This is a genomic window from Vibrio ruber DSM 16370 (genome assembly GCF_900163965.1).
In the GTDB taxonomy this organism is placed as follows: domain Bacteria; phylum Pseudomonadota; class Gammaproteobacteria; order Enterobacterales; family Vibrionaceae; genus Vibrio; species Vibrio ruber.
Window position 1 is genome coordinate 75958 of record NZ_FULE01000015.1, and the last position, 15937, is coordinate 91894.

15 protein-coding genes are annotated in these 15937 nt (G+C 45.8%); 11 read left to right on the forward strand and 4 right to left on the reverse strand.

Features of this window, described 5'->3' with window-relative positions:
• Window positions 1–74: 74 nt before the first annotated feature.
• Entirely contained in the window at window positions 75–1064 is a 990-nt protein-coding gene (proX, locus tag VR7878_RS05950; RefSeq protein WP_370737071.1) for a glycine betaine/L-proline ABC transporter substrate-binding protein ProX, read from the forward strand.
• Window positions 1065–1443: 379 nt separating this feature from the next.
• Window positions 1444–2733 (forward strand): magnesium transporter, encoded by a 1290-nt coding sequence (locus VR7878_RS05955; RefSeq protein WP_370737072.1) that lies wholly within the window; start codon window positions 1444–1446, stop codon window positions 2731–2733.
• 65 nt (window positions 2734–2798) lie between these two features.
• Here the strand turns inward: VR7878_RS05955 and VR7878_RS05960 are convergent, their stop codons facing one another.
• On the reverse strand, window positions 2799–3581 hold the full coding sequence (locus tag VR7878_RS05960; protein ID WP_235862852.1) for a transporter substrate-binding domain-containing protein: 783 nt from the start codon (window positions 3579–3581) through the stop codon (window positions 2799–2801).
• A gap of 60 nt (window positions 3582–3641) precedes the next feature.
• Window positions 3642–4568, reverse strand: coding sequence for a LysR family transcriptional regulator (locus VR7878_RS05965; protein ID WP_077334325.1), 927 nt, complete (start codon window positions 4566–4568; stop codon window positions 3642–3644).
• 134 nt (window positions 4569–4702) lie between these two features.
• Between VR7878_RS05965 and VR7878_RS05970 the strand changes: the two genes are divergently transcribed.
• The 4 genes from VR7878_RS05970 to VR7878_RS05985 are packed head-to-tail and all read left to right on the forward strand — an operon-like array spanning window position 4703 to window position 7678.
• Window positions 4703–5488, forward strand: a complete 786-nt coding sequence (locus VR7878_RS05970; RefSeq protein WP_077334327.1) for a 5-oxoprolinase subunit PxpA — start codon at window positions 4703–4705, stop codon at window positions 5486–5488.
• A gap of 33 nt (window positions 5489–5521) precedes the next feature.
• Window positions 5522–5773, forward strand: a complete 252-nt coding sequence (locus tag VR7878_RS05975) for an acetyl-CoA carboxylase (protein ID WP_077334329.1) — start codon at window positions 5522–5524, stop codon at window positions 5771–5773.
• Between the two features lie 56 nt (window positions 5774–5829).
• Window positions 5830–6711 (forward strand): 5-oxoprolinase subunit B family protein, encoded by an 882-nt coding sequence (locus VR7878_RS05980; RefSeq protein ID WP_077334331.1) that lies wholly within the window; start codon window positions 5830–5832, stop codon window positions 6709–6711.
• A complete protein-coding gene (locus VR7878_RS05985) occupies window positions 6701–7678 on the forward strand; it encodes a 5-oxoprolinase subunit C family protein (protein ID WP_077334333.1) in 978 nt (325 codons plus the stop codon). Before VR7878_RS05980 ends, VR7878_RS05985 begins: the two co-directional genes overlap by 11 nt.
• Before the next feature lie 508 nt (window positions 7679–8186).
• Here VR7878_RS05985 and VR7878_RS05990 read toward each other — a convergent pair.
• The gene (locus tag VR7878_RS05990) at window positions 8187–8801 is read right to left on the reverse strand and encodes a DNA-3-methyladenine glycosylase I (RefSeq protein ID WP_077334335.1); all 615 of its coding nucleotides are present in this window, start codon (window positions 8799–8801) and stop codon (window positions 8187–8189) included.
• 390 nt (window positions 8802–9191) lie between these two features.
• Between VR7878_RS05990 and VR7878_RS05995 the strand changes: the two genes are divergently transcribed.
• The 3 genes from VR7878_RS05995 to VR7878_RS06005 are packed head-to-tail and all read left to right on the forward strand — an operon-like array spanning window position 9192 to window position 12849.
• Window positions 9192–10229: a hypothetical protein gene (locus VR7878_RS05995; protein WP_139344028.1), complete on the forward strand. Its 1038-nt coding sequence runs from the start codon at window positions 9192–9194 to the stop codon at window positions 10227–10229.
• Entirely contained in the window at window positions 10229–10681 is a 453-nt protein-coding gene (locus VR7878_RS06000) for a hypothetical protein (protein ID WP_077334339.1), read from the forward strand. The genes VR7878_RS05995 and VR7878_RS06000 overlap by 1 nt, the downstream gene beginning before the upstream one ends.
• A gap of 38 nt (window positions 10682–10719) precedes the next feature.
• Window positions 10720–12849: a putative bifunctional diguanylate cyclase/phosphodiesterase gene (locus VR7878_RS06005; RefSeq protein ID WP_077334341.1), complete on the forward strand. Its 2130-nt coding sequence runs from the start codon at window positions 10720–10722 to the stop codon at window positions 12847–12849.
• On the opposite strand, the gene mak is transcribed toward VR7878_RS06005, so the two are convergent.
• Window positions 12840–13757 (reverse strand): fructokinase, encoded by a 918-nt coding sequence (mak, locus tag VR7878_RS06010; RefSeq protein WP_077334343.1) that lies wholly within the window; start codon window positions 13755–13757, stop codon window positions 12840–12842. The genes VR7878_RS06005 and mak overlap by 10 nt on opposite strands.
• A 135-nt stretch (window positions 13758–13892) precedes the next feature.
• Here mak and VR7878_RS06015 point away from each other — a divergent pair, with 135 nt between their 5' ends.
• Window positions 13893–14249, forward strand: coding sequence for a diacylglycerol kinase (locus tag VR7878_RS06015; RefSeq protein ID WP_077334345.1), 357 nt, complete (start codon window positions 13893–13895; stop codon window positions 14247–14249).
• Window positions 14246–15934, forward strand: coding sequence for a phosphoethanolamine transferase (locus VR7878_RS06020; protein WP_077334347.1), 1689 nt, complete (start codon window positions 14246–14248; stop codon window positions 15932–15934). Before VR7878_RS06015 ends, VR7878_RS06020 begins: the two co-directional genes overlap by 4 nt.
• The last annotated feature ends 3 nt before the right edge of the window (window positions 15935–15937 follow it).

Genomic DNA, 15937 nt, shown 5'->3' on the forward strand with positions numbered 1-15937 from the left:
CGGAATATTGAGGTCATTCGGGCACTGATAAGCTCATCTATATAAGGAAATCAAATATGAAATATACACGGAGAATGTTGATAACCACCGGTCTGGTAGTATCAGCGTGTCAGGCCTCACTGGCGCTCGCCGAAAATTTACCCGGAGAAGGTATTACCGTTCAGCCCGTTCAATCAACGGTTGCAGAGGAAACCTTTCAAACCCTGATCGTGAACAAAGCAATGGAAGCTTTAGGCTACACCGTTTTACCGACCAAAGAAGTCGATTACAACGTTGGCTATACTTCAATTGCCAAAGGTGATGCAACTTATCTTGCTGTTGGTTGGTTCCCGCTACACGCCAACAAATATGAGAAAGCAGGTGGTGATAACGCGTTTTATGTCTCCGGAGACTATATATCAGGCGCGGTACAAGGCTACCTCATTGATAAAAAAACAGCCCAAAAATATGGAATCACCAATATTGAACAGCTCAAAGATCCGAAACTGGCTAAGTTATTCGATACCAATGATGACGGGAAAGCGGATCTCACCGGCTGTAACCCTGGTTGGGGATGTGAAAGTGTCATCGAGCATCAGTTTGATGCCTACGGTTTACGTCAAACTGTGACACATAATCAGGGTAAGTATTCAGCTCTGATTGCTGACACAATCGCCCGCTACCACAAAGGTCAGCCGATTTTGTATTACACATGGACACCTTATTGGGTCAGTGGCGTGTTGGTTCCGGGGAAAGATGTGGTCTGGCTTCAGGTACCGTTTTCGGCACTGCCCGGTAATCGGAAAGATATTGATACCAGCCTTCCCAACGGCAAAAATTATGGTTTTGAAATGAACTCGATGAAAATTGTTGCCAATAAGAAGTTTGCACAGGACAACCCGGCGGCAGCCAAACTCTTCTCACTCATGAAGCTCAACATCAACGATGTCAGTGCGGAAAACATGATGATGAGTCAGGGAAAAAATAGCCCCGCTGATATTGAAGCCCATGCCAATGGTTGGATCAAAGCCCACCAGAAATTATTCAACTCTTGGATAGATCAGGCAAAAGCGGCTGCGAAATAGTTGCTCTCGCGGTGATTGCACAATTTATCGTCTGATCTGGCGATAACTTTCGACCCTCGGCAAGCCATGACCATTACTTGTCGAGGGTTTTCAAATCAATTCACTCAGAATATTTTCACTTCTCTTTGATTTTTGTTCCTGCTGTTTTTATTCTTGAGTATCATAGTCACCCAAGCAACCGTAATATAAGGGATTGGGTGTATCTTCAAGACCACACATGCAGGAATCGCTCTGCCGAAATGGACATCTCATAGCAATATGCTCCGATGCAGATCTTTTTAATGCAATATGGTGTTCAGAGTGCATTCCCGGAGTGAAAAAATTGAGCGACCAAAAAGATTTATCCCTATTGATTGAATCACTGACACAAGCAGATGATATTGACCAGTCAAAACAACTGACCTCATACCTGAATCAGGGTATGGACTCAGATACAGTCGCTCGTTTACTTGAGGCATTAAAAGTCGAACAACGGGTCAGGCTCTGGCGTGCTTTACCACTTGAATTTCATATTCCTGTTTTGACTGAGATGCGCTCAGAAGCGCGGATTTCAGTCATTCAGAGTTTGACTCCGACGGAGTTGAAATTAATCCTCACCAAGCTGGATAACCTGTCACTGCTGGAGTGGGAAGACTCCCTGCCTGACGAAATCATCAGTGAAGCACTGCGATTAATCAGCCGGGATGAATTAGAGCTTTATGATCAAGCCAACCAGTATGACGATAACCAGCTGGGTCACTGGGCAGACCAAAAAGTATTCACTTTACCATTTAATATCCGGGTCAGCCGCGCCAGAGTATTGCTGGATAAATATCAGGATGGTCCGACACCTTATATTTATTTGATCAATAAGGATAAAAAATTCCGGGGCTTGATCAGTTCCGCTGATTTACTGACGGCTGAACCTTCTGCGCCGCTCAGTTCACTGAATAAACCCAACCTCACCCAGCTCAAAGCAACCGCACCGCTTTCAGAAGCCGTCAGTGCGCTTGAGCACTCGGAGTATCCGACACTACCGGTACTGGGTGATTACGGCATCCTGATTGGTGCGGTTGACTGGCAGTTTACTCTCAGTGTGCAGCGAGAAATTTACGAAGCCCGTTTGATGGCCGGGACAGGTATTCACGAAGGCGATGACTTATTCGCACCGGTTTTCAAAGGCGCACAAAAGCGGGGAGTTTGGCTTGGTATTAATCTGATGACCGCTATTCTGGCGTCGATTACGATTGGAGTATTTGAAAATGTCATCGCTCAAGTCGTTGCACTGGCGGTTTTAATGCCAATTGTTGCCTCTATGGGCGGCATTGCCGGGAGTCAAACTCTGACTTTGATGGTGCGGGCGATGGCTTTAAACCAGATCTCGTCGGGTAACCGGTGGACGTTTCTGAAAAATGAGCTGGGGATAGGTGCATTGAACGGCCTGTTTTGGGCATTGATTATCGGTGCGATTACAGGCCTGTGGTATCAATCACCGGGATTGGGTCTCACCATCGCTTTCGCCATTGTCGTCAATATTGCAACGGCTGGACTGTTTGGTGTGTTGATCCCAATACTGCTGGATAAATTCAAGCTGGATCCTGCACTGGCAGGCTCTGTTATCCTGACAACCGTCACCGATGTGGTCGGCTTTTTTGCTTTTTTGGGAACCGCTGGTGCCATTTTACTCTAAGGGACGTGCGCTCAGAGACACCCGACCGACGAGACAGTTTATGCTGAGTGGCGCTAAACTCGCTGCTACACAGAATGACTATCTGGTGGGTTGCGCTCGAAAGACTGATGCAATGCGTGTTTGACCATCAGCTGCCGCTCGATACCTTCCTGCTTCAGCTCATCCAGCATCAGATTCACCATATTCAGTAACGGCGGTTGTCCGGGAGGCAGCAGATAGCTGAATTGGTTTTGCCCCGATGACGTCAGTTCTCGAATTGCAATCAATGAGGATTCACTCGTCTGATAAAACTGAGCCAATGGCGTTTCGGTTAACATCACATCAATCTGCCCCGCATACACTGCCAGTGGCATATTCAAATAGTTTTCAAAAGGCACAATGGTTGCCGCTGGGAAATACTGCTCTGCCAACGTTGGATAAACTTGACCAACAGCAACACCAATTTTCACCCCGGGGCGATTAATCTTATCCAGATGATCGAAACGAAACTGATTGTCTGCCGTTGTCATCAACACATGATGAAAGGGCAGATAACCTTGTGTTGGTGCAACATCGTACTGGTCAGAAACGGATCGGGGAATGCCACCCATCGCGATATCAAACTTGCCTGAATACAGCCCGGAGGCCAATGACTGCCTTTCAGTCAACACAAACTCAGCCTTTACCCCTAACTTTTCAGCCAGATAAGCAGCAACATCAATGTCATAGCCGGAAAATATGTTGCCGTCAAAATAGGATAGCAAGTGATAATCTCCCGGTGTGCCAACCCGTAAACGCCCCCGTTTCCGGATATACTTTAATTGATCAGTCTGAGCCATGAAACGCAGACAACCGGCAATCAATATCATCAATTCAACCACTTATTTGTTTGATGGACTCAACTGACCTGAACTCATTGTCAGGACTTTTTATAGCACCGTATTTCTCATCACATTCTGCTGCGGCATGAGGTAAGCTTGCTGAAAATATCTCCGCACAGCCAGCATCGCTTGCGTAAAGCTCTTACCACGTTTCCAGGCTAAGCCAACACTCATCGGATCAATGACATCATCCAGAGAACGCGTTTCAATCCGCCGTCCTTCTAAAGACCAGGGACGGTAAACGAGATCAGACAGAATCGCCACGCCCAACCCATTTGCAACCATACTTCGAACCGATTCAACTGAGCTGGTGCGGAGAATCACATTGGGTTGCAAGGACTTGCGATTCCAGTAACGCATCGCACTCATATCGGCTTCATCCACAGTCAGCATGATAAACGGTTCTTTTTCTATATCTTCCAAAGCCAACGTTTTCTTCTGGCTCAATGCATGGTGACTGGATATCCAAAGCCGGCGTTCAGAGCTGAATAATTTTTCAGAAACGATCTCTGACGCTATTAAGTTATCCGTCAATACAATCGCCATGTCAATTGAACCATCTAATAATTTGTCTTCAATCTCGATACGTTCGTACTCATACAAATCAATTGAGATATTGGGATACCACTGCCTCAATCGCTGTAAGTGGTAAGGCAACAGATACCCCAGAGCTGTATACGTCGCTGCCAGACGAATTGATCCGATTGCTTCTTCATCCGTATGTGGAATGTTCAGCGCTTCATCGACACTTCTCAGTACCTGATAAGCATTATTCAAAAAATGACGCCCCTGCTCCGTCAGCGTCACCCCATGCGTACTGCGTACAAACAGACTTACCCCAAGTAATGATTCCAAATCACGGATTGCGGTTGTCACCGCTGATTGTGAGATATTTAACTGAATGGCAGCCTGAGAAACCTGTCCAAGTTCAGCGGCCGCCACAAAATATTTCAATTGTCGAATCGTCATTGACATGTGTTTATCTCTCAAGGCATCTGATTTTTAGATACTACAGTATCTAAAAATAAATCTTTTTTACAGTACGCAAAAAACTATATATTGAATGCGTTGCATAAAGATATAAAGATAAATCATGGTGGAAGAACACAATGGTATCCGTTGATGTAAACTCTGATATCGGAGAAGGATTTGGACACTGGTATGTGGGTGATAATGCAGACGCTCAAATTATACCACTCATCAGTTCTGCCAATATTGCAACTGGGTTCCATGCGGGTGATCCATCGACCATGTATACAACCGTAGCTCTTGCCAGAAAACATGGTGTTTCAGTCGGCGCCCACCCCGGATATCGAGATCTGCTCGGTTTTGGCCGTCGTCATATTCATACTGCAGCGCATGAACTCATTCACGATATCATTTATCAGATTGGTGCTTTACGAGAGATAGCATCCGCTCACGCAGTCACTTTACAGCATGTCAAACCACACGGTGCGCTATACATGCATCTGGCAAACGACCACGAAGCGGCTAACTTGTTCATTCATCAGATCCACCGTCTTGCACCAGAACTTATTTTATATGTTATGCATGGCTCGCTGCTTCATCAGCTTGCATTAGACCAAGGCCACCCTGTCATCTGTGAATTTTATGCCGATCGGGAATACGATCAGAGTGGTTCAATTGTCTTTACCCGGAAAACCGGAGCGTTGAACCTGAGTCAGATTGCCCAAAAAATCCTCAAAGCGTGTCGCGAAAATAAAGTAACGACCATTGATAATCAGGAGATTTCTGTACAATTCGACTCAATCTGTATTCATAGCGATTCTCCGGGGGCGTTGGCAGTTGTCCAAACCGTCAGACAAACGCTGGAGCAGGCCGGTATTTCGATTCAGGCGCCAGACTGTATGAATACCAAACTATATAAACAATAGTTAAAATGCATATCACTAAGATTGAGGTAAAGCATGACAAGGACACATCAAATCATCTCTCCGTTACCCGGAATTTTTTATCGGCGTCCGGCGCCTGACGTAGCGGAATTTGTCGCTGAAGGAAGTGAAGTTCACTGTGGTGAGGTGATTGGATTGATTGAAGTCATGAAACAATTTTCGGAAGTCACTGCCGATGTCGATGGCATCCTGAAATCGTTTCATATTGAAAACGAAGATTTTATTGAGCCCGGCCAAGTGATTGCCAGTATTGAAACCCCAAAATAACTATGATGTAACACCGTCGGGAGTAGTCATACCGACAGAGGAAGGAGAATTAGGACATGTCTGAACAATCAATCCGGTACTCTTTCGGGGGCGATGAACATCTGTTTGCAGAGATCTCCGAGTCCATGTCTCTGCCGGCGTTTTTCCGTGGGCTGGAGATGACCAATCGTTTAACAGCGATGAATTTATCAGGAATTTTAGATATTTGTCTTGCCAACGCATCGTTTCAAATTCGCTTTAATCCTGATCTAATCTCACCACAAGCGTTACTGGATAAAGTCAAATCACTTGAAAGTGCTCGTAGCACAACCCATAGTCTCAACACTCGGATCATTGAAATTCCGGTTTATTACAATGACCCTTGGACACACGAAACGCTGATGCGTTTTCGGGACAGACATCAGTCGCCAGAACAGACTGATTTAGAATACGCCGCCAGTTTAAACGGGTACGGCAACATTGAAGATTTCATTCGTGCACATAGCCACTCCCCCTGGTTTGTCTCGATGGTTGGATTTGTTGCCGGCCTCCCCTTTATGTTTCAGATGGTCGAGCAGGAGCAACAGCTTGAAGTACCTAAATATCTGACGCCCAGAACAGACACCCCCAAACAGACCGTAGGTCACGGCGGATGCTTTGGTTGCATCTATTCCGTCAAAGGTGCCGGCGGCTATCAGATGTTTGGCATGACTCCCGTTCCGATCTACGACCCTCAGCAATCGATGCCCCACATGAAAGATTCGATTGTCTTTTTCCGTGCAGGTGACATTGTGAAATTTCGGCCGATTGATCAGTTGGAATACCAACAAATTACGCAGGCGGTCGAATCAGGGACTTATGTGCTCCATACCCGGCCGTTCAGATTTGATTTACAGGAATACCTTGCGGCTCCGGAAGACTACAAAAGTCGCATTTTGGAGGCACTTTATGACAATTAAAGTAATTAAGCCCGGCCTCAATACAACTGTACAAGATGGTGGACGTGAGGGCTATTATCATCTGGGGATTCCCCCCTCAGGGGCACTGGATCAGTTCTCAATGAAAGCGGCCAATCTGTTGGTTGGCAATCAAGCCACAACAGCCGTTCTCGAATGTACCCTTTTAGGGCCGGAGCTGGAATTTCTCAGTCCCACACTGATCGCAGTTTGTGGGGCAGAAATGCCACCAATGCTCGATAAAGAAGTCATGCCGATGAATACAACACTCAAGGTACAGGCGGGACAAAAACTCAGTTTTGGCTATCCCCTGAAAGGGGCTCGGATTTATCTGGCTGTTGCCGGAGGTTTTAGTCTGGAGCCAACTCTAGGCAGTCGTTCAACCTATGTGCTGGGCGGGTTGGGTGGTATGAAAGGACGAACATTACAAAAAGATGACCTGCTGACGATCGGTTCCCCCACCGTGAAAGTCAGCAAAGGTCGCACGATTCCCAAACGTTTTTTACGCCCGATTCATAAGGAAACAACGATTCGGGTTGTTGAGGGGTTATATGCTCATCGGCTGACGCCGGTAAGTCTACAACGTTTTTACCGAGACGAATGGCTGGTCGGTAGCGAAGCTGATCGCATTGGATATCGCTTTAAAGGGGGAAATGCACTTGAATTCATCCCCAGAGTTCAGCCCTTTGGTGCCGGTTCAGACCCGTCAAACATTGTTGATGCCTGCTATCCTATCGGTTCTATTCAGGTTCCGGCAGGTAAAGAACCGATCGTACTCCTTCGGGATGCGGTTTCTGGTGGCGGTTATGCCACCATCGGTACAGTCATCAGTTCAGACCTGGATTTGATCGGCCAGATGCAGCCTAATTACAAAGCTCAGTTTGAATCGATCACAGTTGAAGCAGCACTACAAATCAGACAAGAAACCAATCTGCGATTGCAACAACTCGATGAACATCTGATGTTGTGATATTGGGAGTTTCGTCAAAATCACATGAAATAAAAAAGGCCATGCTCGCTGAATAACAAGTCATGGTCTTTTTTGTGCCGACTGATGTATCGGAAATGTACCGTCTCTATCCTGACACTGCGTTTCAGCAGCCCGCCAAGCGCTTCAATCTTAACGATTGATACGAAAGTAAAGCGTTAACAACACACCAGTGCATAACATGACCAATCCTACTTCGATAACCATCCTGCTTTCTCCATTCGACGACCCAATTACAGCATCATTTGCAGTAATGAATACAGATGAATATAGATTTATTATAATTGTAATAATATGAATCAATCTAAAATGATTATTTATTTTTATAGAACTCAGTGACACTGTTGTCAAAATGAATGAGTCACTTCCACAGTGCAAATTGCGACTGTCTCATTAGTGAGACTAATTACACCCACATTCGTCCTAAAATAGTGGTTATCAATAGCACGATGATACACATCATCGTGAGTAAATAAGTAAGCAAGTAGCGTTATAGCGACGACGGCCGTTGAAAACCGGCCCGGACCTGAGCCACTTTTTCCCGAATCACACAGCCTTTTTCGTGATCATTAATCAGCCCCATCGCCTGCAAAAACGCATATATTGTTGTTGGCCCGACAAATTTCCATCCCATCTTTTTCAGTTGCTTCGACAAAGCCACTGATTCAGGTGAAGTCGAAACCGATTGTGGTTCTGGCAATGTAGCGGGATCCGGTTCATAACGCCAAAAAAAGGCCGCCAGAGACCCTTCCTGAGCGACCAGTTCCTGCGCACGTTGCGCATTATTAATCACCGCCTCTATCTTGCCACGATGCCGGATGATGCCTTCATCCTGAAGTAAACGCTCAACATCCTGCGCTGTAAACTGAGCCATTTGGTTATAATCAAAATTCAGAAAGGCTCGACGAAAATTCTCCCGTTTTGCCAAAATCGTTCGCCAACTCAAGCCAGATTGAAAACTCTCCAAGCATATTTTTTCAAACAAAGTTCGATCATCGTCAACCGGAAATCCCCATTCATGATCATGGTAGTCAAGAAAATCAGTGGTCGCTTTACACCATTGACATCGCTTCTGCCCATCAGGACCAATATATTCATTACTCATATCTTTCTCTCACATACATCAGTAAAAACAATAAAAATGAAAAAATATATTCGTCAGCGACATAATCTTTCATCTTCAGACCAATTAGATATATTATGTAGAATTCAAGCAAATCTATGCAAAATCTAAATAGACTTCTTAGAAATAAATAAGTTACAATCTATTAACAATTTAGATGGTGAGCACCATCGCAGACTCAAAATGATTTTGTCTTTTTTTAACATAAGATATCGAAAAAAATATCAGGAAGTATCTCAAGTCACCTGCTTCTTTACTTTATTTCTGATTTTTCTCCCCCATGAGGGATATGCCAATCCTGATGACCGTTTTTCCCTTTCTGGATTTGGGCGGATAACCGCAGGTTATTTGACGACCTCTCAGGCAACGTATATGGGACATTCAGACCACGTTTCTCTGAAGCCTGAAACATTACTCGGTTTACAAACTTCATATCATTTCAACTCGTCCTTAAGTGCAACGGTTCAAGGTATTGCCCGGACACAACGTTCATCAGACGAGCCGCTGATAAACTGGGCATACTTATCTTACCAGCCGGGAGACAATCTCCTGTTGAAAATTGGCCGGTTACAAACGCCTTTTTTCGTATTGAGTGATGTGCTTGACGTTGGCTATACCTATCCTTGGATCTCCGCACCTCAGCAAGTTTATAAAAGCTGGCTATTCCCCACTTATCACGGTATCGATTTGGCATGGGGTCATGCAAACGACAATATTGATGCTTCTCTCGAAACTTATCTGGGGCGTTACTCCGGCACACATGACACTAATTTCGGGATAACGGAGTATGATGTCAAAATCTTTGGTGGTGTGATTGCATCTATTGATATTGATGACCTGACACTCCGGATTTCTCATCACCGTGGACAAGTAAATCTGAATAAAGCAGAACTGAATCAACTGCAAACAGCGCTAGAAAACGCCGGTTATACAAAAACCGCAGGAGCGCTGGCTCAGCTGCACTGGATCGATCTTGAAGAGGCAGCCATTAGCTATGAAACCATCGATTATTTTCTTCGGGCTGAGTGGACCATGATTAATCCCCGGCAGGCTTATTTTATTAAAGATGTTCAAAATTATTATGTTTCTGCTGGCTACAACATTCAGCCACTGACGTTTTATGTCACATTTGCGCAAAGTCATGTCAGATATCAAACGTATTCTGATGAAGTACTGAGCTCAGATAGTAAACTCAATCAAGTGGTCAGCGCGCTGAAATCCAGAAGTCAGGATAATTTAACCACATGGACTTTGGGGACTCGTTGGGATGTTCACCCTCAAATCGCACTAAAAGCAGAAGTCACTTTCTTAGAAGGTAAACCGGGAGAAAACGCCTTTTTCGATTCGATCCGGGATGATTTCGACAGAAATGCAGACCTTTATAGAGTCAGTCTAGAGTGGGTATTCTGATGAAGAGGGCAACGCAGCAACATTGCTTCTGTCACATATTTAGTATTTGGCTGGTTCTGAATTTACTGATTTTATGTCCGCTCGGCTACGCCAAACCACAACCGGGCATTCTTGTCATCGCCAATGCAGCAACACACCTGTCGGCTTTAACGCACCATGAAATTCGGCAAATATACATGGGCGGAACACTCAGCCGTAAATATCAGGCAGTTACTTTAAAGGTTGGCAATCCCACCCGAATACTGTTCAATACTAAAGTGATTGGTCTAACCGAAAGCCGGATTCAATCCTACTGGGCACAATTACTGTTCACTGGGCGAAGTCATCCCCCCATCGAACTCTCGTCAGTACAAGAATTGCTGAACTATATCGCAAAAACAAATAACGCAATCGGCTATGTACCGGCACAACAGGCACTCCCGCACAATATTATTGTGGTTTATCAAAAATAACGGCTGGCTAGAATATAACTAAAAACAGGATTGACTTGATGTTATCAGGGATTCATAAAAAACCGGGTATCCGAGGAAAATTTCTCGTCATCAGTACACTGTCGATTGCACTGTGTGCACTATCAGTTTTTATGGTTTCCCTCAAAGAATACGAAGCCATCTATATCCACTCGGTTAAAAACAACCTCGAAGCTTTAATTGATAATGTAGCCGATGATCTGCTCTTTACTTTTTCAGAAGATCAAGACAGTTTTGTCCTGAAAAATAAACTCCTCTCTTTCGAAAGATATGATCATATTCTCTATGCTGATGTGTATGATGCCAATTGGAACCTGCTTGAACGCTACTCCAAAACATCAGCCAAGCCGGTTCATATTATTGATAACCCTCAGTACCAATCGCTCATTGCCAAAAAAACACCATTCCCTGTCACACACATCGATGATTTTCTGGTGAGTATGGACACTATTGGCAATCCGGATTTCCCGGTTGGCTATCTGGAAGTCATCCACGACTTCAAACAGCCGATTGCCAACAGTCGTCATGATCTGCTCATTAAGGCAATACCTCTGGTCTTGCTGATTCTGGTCATTTCTCTCATTATTTCTTGGTATATGTTCCAGCGCATCGTCACCCCTTTGATTAGCCTCTCTGTGTTTACCCAGCGGGTCAAACACTCCAGAAATTATACGCTTCGGCACCCTGCTGAAGGCGTCAGCGAGGTGTTACACCTGAGTCAAGATATCAACGCAATGCTGGAGACCATCAATCAGGAGCATCAACTGAATCAGGAACAGAATAAGAAATTACGCCGACAACAAGTTTCAATGTTTCATCTTGCCAATTACGACCATCTGACCAATTTGCCAAATCGTCGATATGTGATGGAAACGTTGAAGCAATACCTGTTCAGTGCGCAGCAACATCACACCGATATGGCGATTTTTTTCCTCAATGTAGATCGTTTTAAAGATATTAACGATTTGATGGGACATACGATTGGCGATGAACTGTTACGCCATTTGAGCCAACTGATTGCGAAAAATCTCCGGCCAAATGACACACTCGCCCGACTCGGTGGTGATGACTTTCTGGCGGTGTTGCCCGATCTGCCGGACGCTGGTATCGCCAAACAGGTCGCACAAACGATTATTGACGAACTGAAAATACCGATGACCATCGGCCAGTGGGAAATCCAGACCAGTGTCAGTATTGGAATTGCCATGGCCAAAGCGTCCGACTTCGACATCGATACACTGATTTCCAATGCTGATATTGCCATGTCTCATAGTAAAACCGTTGGCAAAGGCTCATATCGTCTGTTTCAACCTCAAATGTTGCGCCAGAAACGGCGCACATTGCAGATCATCAATCGCATATCGACGGCAATTGACAATGATGAGTTCTTTTTGGTTTATCAGCCCAAAGTATCCCGTCAGGGTGAAGTGATTGGATTTGAGGCCCTCATTCGCTGGAACAGCCCGGAGCTGGGAATGATTTCGCCTTCTGAATTTATTCCGATTGCAGAAAATGGGGGGAAAATCGGTGAAATCACTAGCTGGATACTCTGTCAGGCGATCCGCGATCTGGATGAAATTCAGTCAACCTGTCCCCATCCGCTGGTCGTTTCGGTCAATATTTCATCGAAAGATTTAATGACCCCCCAGCTCGAAAATGTGCTGCATCAGACTTTAGCAGCTCATCATCAAGATATTACCCGGCTTCAGTTCGAGATTACCGAATCCAGCTATCTGGAAAAATTTGATTTGGCGAATCAATTCTTCTCTCGCATTCGAGCGCTGGGCAGCTCAATTGCACTCGATGACTTCGGAACCGGCTATTCATCACTGAGCTATCTGAATCGAATTGATATTGATACATTAAAAATCGACCGTCAGTTCGTCGTAAACTCATTTAACAGCGATAAAGATGCCTCGGTTCTCAATGCCATTCTGACGCTTGCCCAGCAGCTTGGGCTACACAGTTGTTGTGAAGGGGTGGAAACAGAAAAACACGCCCGTTACCTGATAGGAAAAGGTTGCGATAGTCTGCAAGGTTACTACTTCTCAGCCCCTGTACCACTGGAAAATTTAGCGCAAGCCGTCCAGTCATCGATACAAAACTATTATCAGTTATTCGCCTTACCCGAGTCACACAATCACGATTGATCATCCACAGGCCATAACCATGCTGCCCCCCGGACACCACTCGAATCACCGTGGACAGCCTGTCGTATCGGAGTCTGGCACTCCCGGCCAAAAATATACTCAGGCAGCAAACGCGGGATATTGTGATAGAGCCGCTGAATATTACTCACACCACCGGCAAACACCACCACATCGGGATCAAGTATGTTGATGTATGCAGCCAGAGATTTTGCCAGCCGACGTTCATAATCACTCAAAACCTGTTGGGCAAGCGCATCTCCCTGTGTTGCCAGTACATCGATCTGACTGCCGGTTAATGCCACACCACTGCGACTCTGATAATCATCACACAACCCAGTGCCGGAAACATACTGTTCGATACAGCCCTCTCTGCCACAGTAACAAGGTCGCCCGGCCACCAAACGACGTTCTGCTTCGTCAGGCCAGGGGAGAGCATTATGTCCCCACTCTCCCCCAATCCCATTGCCGCCGATATGCGGCTTCCCGTCAATGGTGATTCCGGAACCACACCCCGTGCCCAAAATTAACGCCAAGACAATCCGCTGACCGGCACCAGCCCCGTCCACCGCTTCAGACACGGTCATACAGTTGGCATCATTGGCTATTCTGACTTCTCGCAGTAACCGCTGCCCCAGATCATCCTGCAACGGCTGATCATTCAACCAAACTGAGTTCGCATTTTTCACCCGGCCGGTATACGGCGAAATGGTTCCCGGAATCCCCACCCCGACGGTGCCGGTCATACCGATCTCTGCCTCCGCGGTATGAACCAGATCGACAATGGTCTGCAACGTCTGCTCATAGGATCCCCGTGGCGTAGAGACGCGTTGACGAAATAATGTTTCGCCATTATCCGCTAATGCGATCACTTCTATCTTGGTGCCGCCTAAATCAATACCAATCCGCATAATGTTTCCTCTGCTCTTTCAAAGTGACGTCTCTTTATATCGTTCTTAAGTCAATCTTAAGGCTTGCTCATTACGATACCTCAATATTTCAACCACATGTCAGATTCTTTACGACCTGATTCATATGAGGATGTTATGAAAGCAAGTCATCAAGGGCTCAAACGAGTCTGCTTTGCCACTGTTTATTCGGTGCAAGGTCTTCGTGCAGTCTGGCTGCATGAAGCCGCCTTTCGTCAGGAGGTGATGGTTTCGATACCACTGATCATACTCACCTTCTGGCTCAACGTTACGTCAAGCGAGCAGATGCTCATGATTACATCGTTGATCCTGATTTTAATCGCTGAGCTGTTTAATTCTGCCGTCGAAGCCGTTGTTGACCGAATCGGTGACGAGTTCCACGAATTAAGCGGCAGAGCCAAAGACATTGGCTCTGCCGCTGTCTTGATCACCATTTTACTGACTGCCTTTATCTGGACGTGGATTTTAGTATGAAAATCAATCGCTCAATAACGTTTTATCCGTTCTCTTATACCATCATGACGCTGATCCTTTCAGCTTACTTTGCCGTGTTCCTCAATCTGCCAATTTACGCGGATTTGAAGACCATTTTCAGCAAAATGGAAACAGTGGATCCCGGCTTTATCATCTCGATCCCGATATTTTTCTTCTGCGCCTTAAATATACTCTTTACCCTATTTACCTGGCCGAAAATCACCAAGATCTTCTTTTCTATTTTGATCGTCTCCTCAAGCATCGTCTGTTATGCGAGTTACAATTACGGGGTTATCTTCGATATCGATATGATCCGTAATATCGTCGAAACCAACACCGGTGAAGCTACCTCATACCTGAGTCTGAACTCGATCTTGTGGGTCATCATTCTGGGGATCATCCCAACTATATCGCTGTGGTTATCGCCGATCCGTCCGGAACGCAGTGTCTTGCGCTTACTGGGTAAAAAGCTCCTGACCATCACGATGTCCCTCTTGGGGATCGTCATCATTGCGATGTTCTATTATCAGGACTACGCTTCCGTCGGCAGAAACAACAGCTATTTGCGTAAACTGATCATTCCGACCTATTACGTCCACAGTCTCGACCGCTTTATTCGCGAAAATTATCTGACCGCACCGATGGATTATAAACAGATCGGTCTGGACGCATATCAGCCCACGCCAACTGCCAGTAACGGTAAACCAACCCTGTTTGTGTTTGTCTTAGGTGAAACCGCCAGAAGTCAGAACTACCAGCTCAACGGTTACCCGCGGGAAACCAACCCATATACCAGTCAGTCCGATGTGATTTCCTTTCAACATGTTTCATCATGCGGTACAGCAACAGCGGTGTCTGTCCCTTGTATGTTTTCACGGCTGAATAAATCTGACTACAACGAAAGAGTGGCACTGCATCAGGACAATGTGCTGGATATTCTCAACCGCGCCGGTGTTGATGTGCTCTGGCGAGAAAATGACGGTGCGGATAAGCATGTGCCTGCCCGCCTCCGGGAAGAAAATCTTTCCCGAAGCAGCAGCAATCCATTGTGTAATGGCACCAGTTGTCTCGACATCAAACTGCTGGAAGATTTTCAGGAAAAAGTGGCCGCGATGAAAGGGAATCGCATCATCGTCCTACATTTGATCGGCAGTCACGGCCCCACTTATTATCAGCGCTATCCCAAAGAGTTTGCAGCATTCCAGCCTGACTGCCCGAGAGCGGATATTGAAAACTGTACTCAAGAGCAGTTAATCAATACGTATGATAATACCATCCGCTATACCGATTACGTTGTCAGCCAAACCATTGACCGGCTAAAATCACTGGAAGACCGCTACAATACCGCCTTGATCTATATGTCTGATCACGGTGAATCGTTAGGGGAAGACGGGGTGTATCTCCACGGGCTGCCGTATAGTATCGCCCCGAAATATCAGACCCATGTGCCCCTGTTGCTCTGGATGTCGCCGGGATTTCAACAAACCAAATCCATCAATGAAGCTTGTCTGAAAACAGAAGCCCGGCAAGCCCGAATCTCTCACGACTACCTCTTTGATACATTGTTGGGCGCATTGGATGTCACGACTCAAGCCTATCGTCCCCAACAGGACGTCTTTGCCAAGTGCCGTTCATCCAATCCGGCAATCGCACAGCTCTCGAACCAATCATCCAAACACCCATAAGCC

Coding starts and splice junctions, on each gene's coding strand:
- VR7878_RS05990 (WP_077334335.1), bottom strand. CDS start 8,801: ATGAGTAATGAATATATTGGTCCTGATGGGCAGAAGCGATGTCAATGG.
- VR7878_RS05975 (WP_077334329.1), top strand. CDS start 5,522: ATGACAAGGACACATCAAATCATCTCTCCGTTACCCGGAATTTTTTAT.
- VR7878_RS06005 (WP_077334341.1), top strand. CDS start 10,720: ATGTTATCAGGGATTCATAAAAAACCGGGTATCCGAGGAAAATTTCTC.
- proX (WP_370737071.1), top strand. CDS start 75: ATGTTGATAACCACCGGTCTGGTAGTATCAGCGTGTCAGGCCTCACTG.
- VR7878_RS05965 (WP_077334325.1), bottom strand. CDS start 4,568: ATGTCAATGACGATTCGACAATTGAAATATTTTGTGGCGGCCGCTGAA.
- VR7878_RS05960 (WP_235862852.1), bottom strand. CDS start 3,581: ATGATATTGATTGCCGGTTGTCTGCGTTTCATGGCTCAGACTGATCAA.
- VR7878_RS05995 (WP_139344028.1), top strand. CDS start 9,192: ATGGGACATTCAGACCACGTTTCTCTGAAGCCTGAAACATTACTCGGT.
- VR7878_RS05980 (WP_077334331.1), top strand. CDS start 5,830: ATGTCTGAACAATCAATCCGGTACTCTTTCGGGGGCGATGAACATCTG.
- VR7878_RS05985 (WP_077334333.1), top strand. CDS start 6,701: ATGACAATTAAAGTAATTAAGCCCGGCCTCAATACAACTGTACAAGAT.
- VR7878_RS06000 (WP_077334339.1), top strand. CDS start 10,229: ATGAAGAGGGCAACGCAGCAACATTGCTTCTGTCACATATTTAGTATT.
- VR7878_RS05970 (WP_077334327.1), top strand. CDS start 4,703: ATGGTATCCGTTGATGTAAACTCTGATATCGGAGAAGGATTTGGACAC.
- mak (WP_077334343.1), bottom strand. CDS start 13,757: ATGCGGATTGGTATTGATTTAGGCGGCACCAAGATAGAAGTGATCGCA.
- VR7878_RS06015 (WP_077334345.1), top strand. CDS start 13,893: ATGAAAGCAAGTCATCAAGGGCTCAAACGAGTCTGCTTTGCCACTGTT.
- VR7878_RS06020 (WP_077334347.1), top strand. CDS start 14,246: ATGAAAATCAATCGCTCAATAACGTTTTATCCGTTCTCTTATACCATC.